14 protein-coding genes and 1 other annotated feature are annotated in these 12,498 nt (G+C 35.3%); of the genes, 12 read left to right on the top strand and 2 right to left on the bottom strand.

Features of this window, described 5'->3' with window-relative positions; translation table 11 throughout:
- Window positions 1-81: 81 nt before the first annotated feature.
- The 4 genes from V7S50_RS20650 to V7S50_RS20635 all read left to right on the top strand — a co-directional run bounded on the left by V7S50_RS20650 (window position 82) and on the right by V7S50_RS20635 (window position 2,332).
- Window positions 82-303, top strand: coding sequence for a helix-turn-helix transcriptional regulator (locus V7S50_RS20650; RefSeq protein WP_063222167.1), 222 nt, complete (start codon window positions 82-84; stop codon window positions 301-303).
- Entirely contained in the window at window positions 293-1,000 is a 708-nt protein-coding gene (locus V7S50_RS20645; protein WP_242254771.1) for a DUF3169 family protein, read from the top strand. Before V7S50_RS20650 ends, V7S50_RS20645 begins: the two co-directional genes overlap by 11 nt.
- Window positions 1,001-1,042: 42 nt before the next feature.
- Window positions 1,043-2,095, top strand: coding sequence for a hypothetical protein (locus V7S50_RS20640; protein ID WP_242255013.1), 1,053 nt, complete (start codon window positions 1,043-1,045; stop codon window positions 2,093-2,095).
- A 96-nt stretch (window positions 2,096-2,191) separates the two neighbouring features.
- Entirely contained in the window at window positions 2,192-2,332 is a 141-nt protein-coding gene (locus V7S50_RS20635) for a DUF3985 family protein (protein ID WP_000404782.1), read from the top strand.
- Between the two features lie 412 nt (window positions 2,333-2,744).
- On the opposite strand, the gene V7S50_RS20630 is transcribed toward V7S50_RS20635, so the two are convergent.
- Window positions 2,745-3,131: a DUF3938 domain-containing protein gene (locus tag V7S50_RS20630; RefSeq protein ID WP_001077775.1), complete on the bottom strand. Its 387-nt coding sequence runs from the start codon at window positions 3,129-3,131 to the stop codon at window positions 2,745-2,747.
- Window positions 3,132-3,587: 456 nt separating this feature from the next.
- Between V7S50_RS20630 and V7S50_RS20625 the strand changes: the two genes are divergently transcribed.
- A complete protein-coding gene (locus tag V7S50_RS20625) occupies window positions 3,588-4,109 on the top strand; it encodes a GNAT family N-acetyltransferase (RefSeq protein WP_242254769.1) in 522 nt (173 codons plus the stop codon).
- Between the two features lie 110 nt (window positions 4,110-4,219).
- Here V7S50_RS20625 and V7S50_RS20620 read toward each other — a convergent pair whose 3' ends face one another.
- Complete coding sequence (locus V7S50_RS20620; protein WP_242255000.1) at window positions 4,220-5,113, bottom strand: YitT family protein; 894 nt, start codon at window positions 5,111-5,113, stop codon at window positions 4,220-4,222.
- 277 nt (window positions 5,114-5,390) lie between these two features.
- On the opposite strand from V7S50_RS20620, the gene V7S50_RS20615 reads away from it, so the two are divergent.
- From V7S50_RS20615 to V7S50_RS20585, 7 genes are all read left to right on the top strand, one after another.
- A complete protein-coding gene (locus V7S50_RS20615) occupies window positions 5,391-5,675 on the top strand; it encodes a hypothetical protein (RefSeq protein WP_000394930.1) in 285 nt (94 codons plus the stop codon).
- Window positions 5,676-5,703: 28 nt separating this feature from the next.
- Complete coding sequence (gene yidC / locus V7S50_RS20610) at window positions 5,704-6,486, top strand: membrane protein insertase YidC (RefSeq protein WP_336376469.1); 783 nt, start codon at window positions 5,704-5,706, stop codon at window positions 6,484-6,486.
- Between the two features lie 129 nt (window positions 6,487-6,615).
- Entirely contained in the window at window positions 6,616-7,431 is an 816-nt protein-coding gene (locus V7S50_RS20605; protein ID WP_242254767.1) for a hypothetical protein, read from the top strand.
- A gap of 331 nt (window positions 7,432-7,762) precedes the next feature.
- Window positions 7,763-7,999, top strand: a binding site (T-box leader).
- 65 nt (window positions 8,000-8,064) lie between these two features.
- On the top strand, window positions 8,065-9,381 hold the full coding sequence (locus V7S50_RS20600; protein ID WP_063222162.1) for an APC family permease: 1,317 nt from the start codon (window positions 8,065-8,067) through the stop codon (window positions 9,379-9,381).
- A gap of 107 nt (window positions 9,382-9,488) precedes the next feature.
- Window positions 9,489-10,673, top strand: a complete 1,185-nt coding sequence (locus V7S50_RS20595) for an MFS transporter (RefSeq protein ID WP_336376468.1) — start codon at window positions 9,489-9,491, stop codon at window positions 10,671-10,673.
- 77 nt (window positions 10,674-10,750) lie between these two features.
- Complete coding sequence (locus V7S50_RS20590) at window positions 10,751-10,921, top strand: hypothetical protein (protein ID WP_242254757.1); 171 nt, start codon at window positions 10,751-10,753, stop codon at window positions 10,919-10,921.
- Window positions 10,922-11,190: 269 nt separating this feature from the next.
- On the top strand, window positions 11,191-12,498 hold a 1,308-nt coding region (locus V7S50_RS20585; protein ID WP_336376467.1), incomplete at its 3' end, for a SpaA isopeptide-forming pilin-related protein.

Genomic DNA, 12,498 nt, shown 5'->3' with positions numbered 1-12,498 from the left:
ACGTCAAAATGACAATTATAATTGACAAAAATAAGGATATTATTTACAATTTTAATTAAATAAATGAAAAAGAGGGAAGACATGAAGCTGCAAAATCGAGTGAGAGAATTGCGAGCAAAGCATCGTTTATCACAAGGGGATTTAGGGAAAGCGATTGGCTCATCAAGGCAAACAATCAGTTTAATTGAGCGCGGGGATTATGCACCATCTATTGTATTGTCGTTAAAAATCGCACACATTTTCAATGTACCTGTGGAGGAAATATTCACACTAATCGAGGGGGAAGAGGATGATGAAGAGTAAACGAGGGGAACAATTTTTTAGTTTTTGCAAACTCATATTAAGTATGGTAGCTGGCTTTTTTGCATCTTATATAGCTTTAGATTTACTCTCGGATGAACCGAGAAAATTATCACCCAATATATTAATAGGTGTATGTACTATTTTTGGAATGATAATGATGTATTACACTTGGAAGAATACACGTATGTTAGCGGAGGCACGCGATGAAGAAGAGAGCGTACAAGGCAGGAAATTAGGCATTATAAGTATATATTTACGTGTAGGTGATATAGTTACGCAGGCGTGGTTTGTATATGCAGTTATTACATGTAGACGTGCACTGTTGCAGGATACAAATGTTTCATTTGCAGTGTGGAATTTAGTAGCTTCTATTGTTTGTTTAACGATTGTAGTGGTTATCGGGATTATAACAAAAAATCGTTATAACAAGCTATATCCTGAACAAGGTGTAACGTATATAGAATCGATGAAAATGTGGACGAAAAACGCAGATGAAGGATTAAAGCACATTGTGCATGAAGCTGGATATAAAGCGTATGAATTTACGAATAAAGTATTGGCATATCTATGGTGGGCTGCCGTTATATATACAGCGGTTAGCGATATTGATTTTGTATTAATCGGCTTAATCTCATTTATTTGGATATTGCATCTCGGAAAGTTCATGTACGAAATGCATAGAAAAATGATTTATTAAGGGGAGAAAAAAGTGGATATTTTAAGAAGGCCGGCTGGTTCTATGACGGCGGCGTTAGTTTTGTCCATTTTATACGGAGTAATCCGAACTGAGAAATTAGAAGTAATTTTGAACCTATGGGCAATAGTTGGAATTTCATTGTTAGTGTTAGCCATTCATGAGCTAGGACATGTAGTATTTGGTGTAATAGGTGGTTTGACATTTAAATTTATGACAGTAGGACCCATTACTATTCAAAAAGAAAAAGGAAAATTACGCATTCGAGAAAATAAATTATGGGCGTACTTTGGAGGCGTTGCAACACTAGTACCACCTTCTATAGAGACACCGAATCTTTCGAAAAAATGGGCGTGGCTCACTTTAGGTGGACCGATTACGAGTTTACTATTTGGTATTACTTTCGGTTACATATACATGGTGAGTTATTATCAATATCTTTTATATTTTTCTGTTTTACACTTTGTGATTTTTGCAGCTACAATCGTACCGATAAAAGGAACGTTTTTGAGTGATGGTATGCAATTTCTTATTTTAATTAAAGATGATGAAAAGGCGAAGCAGCATTTATATAATATTCAAGTATCGAGTGAGTTATTTAGTTATAAAAGGCCGAAAGACTGGGATGAGAGATTAATAGAACTTAGTGAGGAAAAAATAAAAGAGGATAAAGAAATAAGAGAGATAATGAGCGGACTTATGCTCGTCTTTTGTGCCAGAGCTGATCAAAAGGGAATGGAAAGAGCGATACCGTATATAGAACAAATTATTCGAATACCTGTAACGAAGGAAAATAAATTTTTCGTTAGTAGTTTTCATAGTTGGTATCTTTTATATAAAGCTCTTTATCAGATGGATAGTCTTTCTTTGCAAGAAGCGAAGAAACATGGGAAGACCATTACAAAAATAGACTTACATGGATATTATCGCACACAAGGAATTATTAAATATTTAGAGGGCAATATGGAAGCCTCACACATTTATATGAGGAAAGCTGATAAAGACTTAACGAGTGCCGAGAAGAGTGAGATGGGATATTTACAATTGGAGGGAGAATGGTTTGAGCAGCTAAAGAAGAGGGTATCTTACGATGGGTGAGGTATCCTCTTTTTTCTATGTCGTCTTATGCCGTTCCATAAAAAGTCTGGGACAAGTAAAATAAGATATGAAGAGCAAAGCTTGGAGGAATTCTACATGGAAATTTTAACAATTATTTTAATAGTCTTGCTCATTTATGCTGTTTTTAAAGTAGCGTATGTAGCATTAAAAATACTCGCGATCTTATTAATTATCTTTTTAATCGTAGAGTTCGGCAGTAAATTGCTTGGGGGATAGGGTATGTTGTGCGTTTTGAGTGTCGAAGAATGTCGGTAAGTCGATATCCTATGTCGAACCGTCGATATAATGAAAAAATCGCCGATATAAGTGGAGAAATCGTCGATATATTTGAAAAATCGCTGATATATTCCAGTGGATACTGGATGGGGTATATGGAAAAGGAGTTGCCCTGAGGGTAGCTTCTTTTTATTGTGGTGCCGGGGTATAGAGGATGAATAGGTTGTCGAAGAATATCGGTAAGTCGATATGTTGTGTCGAACCGTCGATATAATGAAAAAATCGCTGATATATTTCGGTGGATACTAAGTGGGGTATATGGGGAAGGGGTTGCCACGGGGGTAGCTTCTTTTTATTGTGGTGACCGGATCTGCAAAACAAAATAAAAAAAGCTGGAAGAATATCTTCCAGCTTACGAGTTACTTTCAATTTGGCGACCGTTTTCTTCTTCATTGTCTTGTAATAGGTTGAATACGTCTGCTAGGCAGAAGGCAATGAACCAAGTCCATAGACCGTGGAAGAAAGCTGAGCTTAATTGAAGTGGTAATGTATAGTTTGTCATTGAGTAGGAAATACATCCACCAACGATTCCGATCATTGTTAATAACATTGTTTTTTGCGCATTCTCTTCTGGATTGAAGAGGAAGTAAATATATCCGCCTAAAATTGAAGCGCTTACAAGGGTTTCGATTCCATTAAAAATGATATTCTCTCCAAGCTGAGTGTTTGTCCAGAAGCAGATTGTTCCGCCGATAATAGCAAACAGGACAGCTATTGTGTATCTTATATATTGATTCATATGTTCATCTCCTTATGTAATAAGATGATTTGGAAGTCAAAAAGGTAGGTATAGTATATTGAAGTGAATTTTAGTTGTAAGGATCTTTTTATAAAAAGATCAGTGAAGAATAACTAAGATGATCGGCTTTTAAACCGTTACGTGTATGGTGATTGAAATATACCCGACTTCTCGTTTCTTTTTGTTTGGAAAATATGAGAAACTTCCAAGTCTATATACTTTTTTGTGAGTCTGCTTTCATTATAACACATTTAGGGCCACAATAATAGAATTATCTGATTTTGTAATAAGTGTAAAAAATAAAAATCGCAAGGAAATACCACTAACAATGCAGTTTAGTGGAAGAAGGATTTTAATTTATTATGATGAAATATGTAATCAAGGTGAGATCTAAGAAGGAGGCTTAAATACTATAAAAAATGTTTTGTAGCATGAATGTAAGGGAGGAGAGCTAACTTGGAGATCACAACAGAAAGATTAATAATTAGACCTTTTAAGAGTACTGATTTACAGGATGTATTTGCTATTTATAATAATGATGATACATGTAAGTTCCTATTACATAATAAGTGGACTCATGAAGACATGCAGAAAAGATTTAATAAGAAGCTAGCAAACAATGTACTTACTGAAGAATCAATATTAAGTTTGGCAGTTATATACAAGACTAAAGTAGTTGGTGATTTATCCGTATGGTACACAAATATGAAAGATACTGTTGAGATTGGTTATAGTTTTTCAAATGAAGTAGCTGGGAGAGGTTTGGCAACAGAAGCAGTAAGTAGTTTGGTATTTAAATTATTTAATGAATGTAGTGTACATCGTATACAAGCTAATCTTGATGCACGTAATACAGCTTCAAAAAAATTGTGTGAACGAATAGGCATGAGAAAGGAAGCTCATTTCATACAAGATTTTTGGAATAAAAATGAATGGACAGATAGTTTTGTATATGGAATGCTATCCTCTGATTTGTAGTAATAAACTTCGTGATTTTATTATGCTAAAGGGTGCGTTAGTTGAATAACAAAGGGCATAACATATTATATATGACTAATATGTTATGCCCTTTAATGTATTAACCTTTTTTATATGCGTTTGAAACGGCCGACAATTTCAACTGTTTCAGTAATGTTCATAAATGCTTTGTTATCCACTTGACGGATAATACGTTTCATTTCGCCTAACTCATATCGAGTCACGACAGTGTAAATCATTTTTTTCTTATGGTTTGTATAGCCGCCGACAGCGTCTACCATTGTCACCCCGCGTATGCCGTGATGTAATAGTGCGCTTTTTATTTCCTCACCTTTTTCTGTAACTGTCATTATCGTTAATTTAATATGTTTTGTATGCACGGCATCAATTACTTTGCTGACTACAAACCGGCTAATTAACGTATAAAGCGTAATATCCCATCCGAAAATAAATCCTGCTGCAACAAGTAAGATTAAGTTGAATCCAAAGATGATTGCTCCAATCGAAATATCTCGATGTTTTGCTACAATCAATCCAACGACATCAAAACCACCTGTTGACGAAGCAAATCGGAATATAATTCCTGAAGCTGCTCCGCAGATGACACCACCGAATACAGAAGAAAGTAAAATATCGTCTGAAACTTGGTGTACCGGGATAATGTTCATCGCTAAAGATGATACAGCTACAAAGTACGCTGTTAAAAAGGTTGTCTTCTTTCCTAAGTAAAAGTGACTTAAAATAAGAAGAGGAATGTTTAGTAAAAAGATAAGTGCACCGATATTGTAGTGCATTAAATAACCGATAATCATCCCTACACCAGCGAATCCACCGCTAATCATATTATGCGGGATAAAGAACATATTCATAGAAATTGCATACAAAACAGAAGCTACGAAAATAACAACCAACTGTATGATAAATTCTAAGTGAAATGTTTTAGCTGCTGGGAAGGATAAAAAGGCGGTGTCGGGAACGTAATCGGCGTCTCCTAGTTGACCCATAGTATGTTTCATCTCCATATTCATTTTTGATTACATGAAGAGAATAAAGGTTTTTTCAAAAACTGGCAATAGTTTTATTATAATACAAAAATTTTATAAATTTCTAATAAATCAAGCCTATTCATTGATGTGTGTGAATATACTAAAGAAAGCGAATACAATGTTTCTTAATTATTGTTTTCTTGAGAAAATATGCAAAATGCTTTTTTTGACGATAAAAGGAAATAGAGAATGTTTGCCGAATGTGCTAAAATGACCTTATTAAGGATGTGAAGCGATGGAATTTTTATTGCAGGATGCAATTCTATATATATCGTTTGTAACGACAGCACTTTGTTTATTAGAAGTTTTCTTTCTCGCTAATGTTTCTCGCTTTGTGCGTCAGCAAGCATCGAGCGGTAGACAAAGAGCTTTTGCGTTAGTTGATACATGTGAAGATAGTGCAGGGAATGTACCGCTATTTTCAATTTTTTATAAATATGGAATGATTCGTTCTGTACGCAGACAAGAATCAAGTGAAGAGAATGACGAGGTCGGTCCGTATACACCAATGTTTCGCTAAATAATTACGAAACATTGGAGGAATGAACATGTTAAAATCATACCGAGCTGTGCTCGTTAGTTTATCATTATTACTTGTTTTTGTTTTATCTGGTTGCAGTAATGCGGCCCCAATTGATGCACATAGTACTGGGATTTGGGATCATTATTTCGTATATCCAATCTCGTATATGATTCAATTTGTTGCTCATCATATACCGAGTGGAAGCTTCGGGATTGCCATCATTATTATGACGCTCGTTATTCGTTCAGCAATGATTCCATTAGCTGTTTCGCAATATCGTGGCCAAGCGAAAATGAAAAAAATGCAACCTGAATTACAGAAGCTAAAGAAAAAACACGGTGATGTAAGCAAAGACCTTGAAAAACAAAAACAGTATCAAAAAGAAATGTCAGAACTAATGAAATCAGGCGGTTGGAATCCACTTGCTGGTTGCTGGCCACTATTAATACAAATGCCGATTTTCTCTGCTTTGTATTATGCGATTAGCCGAACAGAAGAGATTCGCACATCTTCATTTTTATGGGTGAACTTAGGACATGCAGATCCTAATCATATATTACCGATTATTGCAGCGCTAACGACATTTATTCAAATGAAAGTTTTCCAATCAAATAGTACGCCTGGAGAACAAGTACAAATGCTAAAAATACAGCAAATTATGATGCCGGCAATGATTCTATTTATGGGATTTGCGGCGCCATCCGGACTTGTGTTGTACTGGATAACAGGTAACTTATTTACAATGATGCAAACAATTGTATTAAGAAAAGTAATGGAACGTGAAGAGTTACAATTACAAGATGCATAGAGAAACACCGCTCGTGATGAGCGGTGTTTTTTTGTTAAGGTGTTAAGGAAATTTTAAGAAACCAACATTACGATAGGCATTGTATACGGAAGTGTACATGCTTTAGAACAATGAAGGAGGAAATTTCCTATGAAGAAGAAAACAGTTGGATATTTAGCGATTGCAGGTGCTTTATCATTCGGAATCATTGGAGGAGTCGGTATTCCGGCATTCGCGGCAACGAATACCCCAGCAACTGAACAAGCTACAAAAACGGTGAAAAAAGATTTAGATGACGCTACAAAACAAAAAGTAAAAACAATTATGAACGATACAAAGAAACAGTTAGAGGAACTTGGTGTAAAGCTTCCTGAGAAAGAGCAACGTAAAGAAATGTTTGTGGGATTAGATGAAGCAACAAAAGAGAAAGCGAAGTCGATTTTAGAGCAAGAAAATTCTGGTAAATTAACAAGAGAACAAGCAAAAGAAGAATTAACAAAACTAGGATTAAAGTTGTCGGAAAAGGGTAAACACAAAGAAATGTTTGCGGGATTAGATGAACAAACGAAAGAAAAAGCGAAATCCATTTTAGAGCAAGAGAAGTCTGGGAAATTAACACGTGAACAAGCGCAAGAGGAATTAACGAAACTAGGTGTGAAATTCCCAGAGAAAGGTAAGCGTAAAGATATGCTTGCTAATTTAGATGAACAGACGAAAGAAAAAGTGAAGTCAATTTTTGAACAAGAAAAATCCGGAAAATTAACGCATGATCAAGCAGAAGAAGAATTAACGAAGTTAGGCGTGAAACTCCCAGAGAAAAAGAAGCATGAAGATATATTTGCAGGATTAGATGAGGCAACAAAAACAAAAGCAAAAGCGATTTTAGACAATGAAAAGAAACAATTAGAGGCATTGAATGTTGATTTACCGAACCATAAGTTTTTTATGAAAAAAGATGAAAAATAATTGAATTACGTAGCTTTCGTGTGGGCAACCGGAAGGTACAGGCGTGAGGGGGCTTTCTTTTGAAAGACCTCCTTTTACTGTTGGCGTTTTTTGTTGGTAAATCGATATATTTGAAAAATCGCTGATATAATTTGAGTTGTGGTCGATATATTTTGAAAATCGCTGATATAATTTTTACAGCTACACTGCTCCAAAGATACGGGGGAGTTAGAGAAATATTACAGCTTCTGTTATAATATAAGAAGAGAAATATTTCCTATGTTATATAAAAAAATATATTGATTTTTTCTAACAATTCAATATAATGAACAATAACTACAAAATTCGACATCAAGAAGTGATGATGAGGACACGATCAATTTTTTACGATTCTCAGAGAGGGAAGCCTTTGGCTGTGAGCTTCCTAATACGGAAAAATGGATTACCACCTCTGAACTGCAGCAGTGAACGAACATCTAGTAATTGCTTGCCGGCAAAAACCGTTATTTGGACTTGAGAAATTGGTGAAGTGTGTTACTTTACGAATTGAAACAAGGGTGGAACCACGAATACAGCACTCGTCCCTTTTTTAGGGAGGAGTGTTTTTTTATTTCATTTTTGCATCACACTAGGATTGGAAGGAGGATACGCAGCATGCATCATGATGAGAAAAACAAAATTGGTTTAACGGTAGCACTTTCTATCGTAGTAGGAACGATTATTGGATCTGGTGTGTTTATGAAACCAGGGAGCGTATTAGATTACTCAGGGAGTTCTAATATGGCCATTCTTGCTTGGGTAATTGGTGGTCTGTTGACGTTAGCGAGTGGTTTAACAGTAGCTGAAATTGGAGCGCAAATCCCGAAAAATGGTGGGTTGTATACGTATTTAGAGGAGATTTACGGAAGTTTTTGGGGATATTTATCAGGCTGGATGCAAACGATTGTGTATGGACCAGCTATTATTGGAACATTAGGGTTGTACTTTAGTTCTTTAATGATTAATTTTTTCTATTTAGATAAAGTATGGAATTTACCAATCGCAATTGGAACAGTTGTGTTCCTTGGCGTTGTAAATAGTATGGGAACAAAATACGGAGGTATCGTCCAAACGGTTACGACAATTGGGAAGATGATTCCAATCGTATTAATTGTTGTGTTAGGTTTTTGGAAAGGAAATAGCGATATCTTTAACGTAGTTGTACCGATATCAGAAAATCAAAGTATCGGGATGGCAATTTTAGCAACGTTATTTGCTTATGACGGCTGGATTTTACTCGCTTCGATTGGCGGAGAAATGAAGAATCCAACAAAGTTATTACCGAAAGCAATGACAGTTGGGATTTTAATTGTAACGGCTGCTTACGTGTTAATTAACTTAGCTTTATTAAATGTATTACCAGCAACGCAAATTGTAGAACTTGGAGAAAATGCAACAGCGACAGCTGCGGGCATGCTACTTGGAGAATATGGTGGGAAAATTATTAGTATCGGTATTATCGTTTCTATTTTCGGTTGTTTAAATGGAAAGATTTTAACGTTCCCACGTATCCCGATGTCGATGGCAGAACGTGGACAACTCCCATTTGCTAAGTTTATTGCAAAGGAAAGTCCAAGATTTAAAACACCAGCAAATGCGATTACTGTTGAAATCATTTTAGGAATTATTTTAATGATTATTAGTGATCCGAATAAGCTATCTGAGATTTCCGTATTCATTATTTATATTTTCTATGTAATGACGTTTATTGGTGTCTTCATTTTAAGAAAACGTAATAAGAATAAAGAGCGTGCATACAGTGTACCGTTATTCCCAATCGTACCAATCGTCGCGATTTTAGGTTCGTTCTTTGTAATTGGTAGTGCGATTATTAATGATCCGGTAAGTTGTTTCTTATCCATTGGAATGGTATTTACTGGACTTCCGGTATATTGGTATTTAAATAAGAAGAATAAAAATGAAGTGTCATGATTGAAGGGTAGGCGTATAATACGCCTACCTTTTTTACTGTAAAAAAATTGTACTTGTATTCAATTTCTATTTTGGTTACTATAGTCGTAGTAACCAAAATAGAAAGCGTGGGGAAAGACTTGAATTTTCGTGTGTACATTTTAGCTATCGCGGCTTTCGTAGTCGGAACGGTTGAGCTAATTATAGGAGGAACGCTTGATTTAGTTGCCAATGATTTAGGAGTATCTATTAGTGCAGCTGGTCAGCTTATAACAATATTTTCAGTAGTATTTGCTTTATCAGGTCCGGTTTTATTAGCGTTAACAGGGAAGTTTGAGAGAAAAAGATTATATGTTGGGGCATTATCAATTTTCTTAATCGGAAATATCATTTCAGCATTTAGCGTGAATTATGGAATGTTAATGTTCTCAAGGGTTGTTTGTGCAGCGAGTGGTTCGCTTATTATTGCACTGTCAGTAACACTTGCTTCTAGCGTTGTAGAACCGCATTTTCGTGCGCGAGCAATTGGAATCATTTTTATGGGGATCAGTGGATCGCTCGTACTTGGAGTACCGCTTGGTCTTGTACTCGGAAATGCATATGGATGGCGTGCACCATTTGTACTCATTTCGATCTTAACAGTTATGGAAATTTCTTGTATTTCATTATTCTTAACGAAAGTACCACCGACATCAGTGTTATCGATAAGAGAGCAAATTGCTACGTTAAAAGATAAGAAAATTGTCAGTGCACAGTTAACATCATTTTTATTTTTAACGGGTCATTTAACGCTATATGCATATTTAACACCATTTTTAAAAGATGTGATGCATGTGGAAGCGAATTGGATTAGTGTATTTTACTTCATTTTCGGAATTGCGGCGGTACTTGGAGGTGGCCTAGGGGGCTTTCTTGCTGATAAATGGGGATCGAAGAAAAGTATTATTTCCATCATTATCGTATTTGCATGTGCGATCTTCCTATTGCCATTAATGACATTCTCATTCCCGCTTTTCATTATTATGATGGGACTTTGGAGTATGCTGAGCTGGGCTATTTCGCCAGCACAACAAAATTATTTAATTGAAATTGCACCAGAATCAGCTGGTATTCAGCAAAGTTTAAATAACTCTGCTCTTCACTTAGGGATCGCACTCGGTTCAACAGTAGGTGGAGTTGTTATTGAAAAATCATCTGTTATATACAATGCTTGGGTAGGTGGCGGCTTTATTATATTAGCGCTGCTTTGTGCAATTTTTTCGATTACGAGAGGACGTTCTACTCAGTTTGCGAAGGAAGAATCTATCGTTTGATAGGTTCTTTTTTATTTGTAAAAAATGGAAGGTTTTAGTGAAAAGGTGGAGAATTTGTATGTAGCGAGGTGATGGGTATGTATACGAATTTTTCAATTATTGGTCTTCTAATTTCAATGCTTCCGTTGTTTCTTATTATTCTTGCACTTAGATGGGTTCGTTTCATCTATCAAAATTCAGAGAAACAAGTGGAGCAGAATGAGAAAATCATTGAACTTTTGATGGAGATAGAGGAAAAAGATAAGTAATATGTATTCGTTTGAAATTTGTTTCTCGTAAGTTAAGAAGGCACTTATAAAGTGCCTTATTATTATTTTTGAAAATGTAAAACATGTGATATTCATTTGTCAATAGCAGCATGAGAACAAATAATTTTAAAGTTGCTTATTACTTTGGAACTTTCTCAACAATTCGACAAGATACTACAAAAAAACCACCTATTCTCTTTTTTTCACTATAAGTACAATGAAACAGTAAGATTGCTTCATGTAGAAATTTATATATGGTGGTGGAGAGAATGAAACGAAAGATGGTAGGAAAATGGTTTAGTTTTTTAAGTGCTCTTATTATTTTATTAGGAATTGCAATGCCACAAGTAAAGGCAGAAGTAATGAACAGAGAAACATATAAGATGGATTGGAGCTATAGTAATTCGAAACAGCGTGACATAAAGACCGAAATAATTAAAACGGCTTCGGGTAGTATTGGGTATTGTTTAACGCCTGATTTACGTTCACCCAATGGGGATGATTTGCCTGAGATGGGGAAAACATCTGATGCCGTATATCGTATTTTATTAAATGGATATCCTCAAAAAAGTCCATCTGAATTAGGTGTAGCGACAACGGAAGAAGCGCATTATGCTACACAATTAGCAGTATGGATTGCAGCGAATGAATTAACGGAAGAAGATTTAGTTGCAAAAAATGAACGAGTACATAATCTTATGAAGCGTTTAGTAGAGGCTTCAAAAAAAGAAACTGGATCACAAGATGTATTCTTTAAAGTTAATCCTGTAGACACACAAACTGCTACACAAAAAGGAGAGTATTTAGAAACAGGATTTTATGCGATTCAAACGAATTCAGTTTCTGGCTCTTATACAATTCTTCCTGAAGGTGCTCCTAAAGGGATTCGAATTGTAAATGAACAAGGGGAAGAGAAAACTACATTATCAATTAACGAAAAATTCAGAATCTTAATCCCTAAAGATACGAGTAGTGGTAATTTTAAAATGAAAGTGAAGTCTACTTTAACAAATTTACAAGCAATAGCTTTTAAAGGATCAGAAAAGGTTCAAAATACAACGGTATTGTTACAAAGAAATAGTGAGAAAATCAGTACAGATTTAGTTGTAAATTGGGAATCAGTAGGCTCTTTAAAGATTATGAAATTAGGAGAAAAAAAGGAATTATTAAAAGGAGCGGTGTTTGAAGTTTCTAATGAAAACTTTAAACAAAATGTTACGACTAATGATAAGGGGGTTGCGGAGTTAGGTAATCTTCCAATCGGTATATATAGCGTCAAAGAAATTCAAGCGCCAGCTGGATATGTGTTAGACGGAAGTGTTAAAAAAATTGAAGTGAAAACTGGTGAAACTGCTGTATTAGAGTTGAAAAATGAAAATATAAAAGGTGAATTAGAAATAACGAAAGTAGATGTAGCGGATGGGAATACGAAACTGCCGAACACAGAATTTACAATCTACAACGAACAAGGGAAAGAAGTAGTAAAAGGAAAAACGGATGAAAAAGGTGTAGCGAAATTTAAACTACCATACGGAAAGTACACGTATAAAGAAACGATAGCACCGAATGGATATGTA

The sequence above is a fragment of the Bacillus sp. CCNWLW194 genome, assembly GCF_037120585.1.
GTDB lineage: Bacteria > Bacillota > Bacilli > Bacillales > Bacillaceae_G > Bacillus_A > Bacillus_A basilensis.
Note: the sequence above shows the minus strand (reverse complement) of the source record. Positions and strands in the feature narration are given on the sequence as shown.

What these genes read in the sequence shown, in the direction of transcription:
- V7S50_RS20650 (WP_063222167.1), top strand. Translation starts at nt 82, where the DNA reads ATGAAGCTGCAAAATCGAGTGAGAGAATTGCGAGCAAAGCATCGTTTA.
- V7S50_RS20645 (WP_242254771.1), top strand. Translation starts at nt 293, where the DNA reads ATGAAGAGTAAACGAGGGGAACAATTTTTTAGTTTTTGCAAACTCATA.
- V7S50_RS20640 (WP_242255013.1), top strand. Translation starts at nt 1,043, where the DNA reads ATGACGGCGGCGTTAGTTTTGTCCATTTTATACGGAGTAATCCGAACT.
- V7S50_RS20635 (WP_000404782.1), top strand. Translation starts at nt 2,192, where the DNA reads ATGGAAATTTTAACAATTATTTTAATAGTCTTGCTCATTTATGCTGTT.
- V7S50_RS20630 (WP_001077775.1), bottom strand. Translation starts at nt 3,131, where the DNA reads ATGAATCAATATATAAGATACACAATAGCTGTCCTGTTTGCTATTATC.
- V7S50_RS20620 (WP_242255000.1), bottom strand. Translation starts at nt 5,113, where the DNA reads ATGGGTCAACTAGGAGACGCCGATTACGTTCCCGACACCGCCTTTTTA.
- V7S50_RS20615 (WP_000394930.1), top strand. Translation starts at nt 5,391, where the DNA reads ATGGAATTTTTATTGCAGGATGCAATTCTATATATATCGTTTGTAACG.
- yidC (WP_336376469.1), top strand. Translation starts at nt 5,704, where the DNA reads ATGTTAAAATCATACCGAGCTGTGCTCGTTAGTTTATCATTATTACTT.
- V7S50_RS20605 (WP_242254767.1), top strand. Translation starts at nt 6,616, where the DNA reads ATGAAGAAGAAAACAGTTGGATATTTAGCGATTGCAGGTGCTTTATCA.
- V7S50_RS20600 (WP_063222162.1), top strand. Translation starts at nt 8,065, where the DNA reads ATGCATCATGATGAGAAAAACAAAATTGGTTTAACGGTAGCACTTTCT.
- V7S50_RS20590 (WP_242254757.1), top strand. Translation starts at nt 10,751, where the DNA reads ATGTATACGAATTTTTCAATTATTGGTCTTCTAATTTCAATGCTTCCG.